This window comes from Bradyrhizobium sp. Kon58 (assembly GCF_055807455.1).
This window is the reverse complement of the sequence record NZ_JBVVOT010000526.1, coordinates 1-255: the sequence shown is the minus strand read 5'-3', so window position 1 is coordinate 255 and position 255 is coordinate 1. Positions and strand designations below refer to the sequence as shown.

Sequence of the window (255 nt, the reverse complement as noted above, 5' to 3'; positions counted from 1 at the left end):
CAAGCGACTTAAGGTGCGACGAAAGGCAAATGCCAGGTAGCCTTGGGTGTAAAGACTCTCCAGTGGCACTGCGGCCTCGATGAACAACGGCCGCATGTTGTTCTGGAGCAAGGCGCTTTAATAAAAAAAGTGCAAAAAAAAAGGCGCCATTTAATGGCGCCCAATAAACCTTTAACCGTGAAATTCTGGTGCTACGTTTCGTCGCAGAATTGGAATTTCAGGAGATCGCTGACATCATGCATATGGGGTTGAGTG

At 47.8% G+C, this 255-nt stretch carries 1 protein-coding gene; it reads left to right on the top strand.

Translation table 11 applies throughout. The features are described 5' to 3' along the window. Positions 1-182: 182 nt before the first annotated feature. Positions 183-255 (top strand): hypothetical protein (locus AC0L20_RS41355; protein WP_473295887.1); only part of this gene is annotated, 73 nt, incomplete at its 3' end.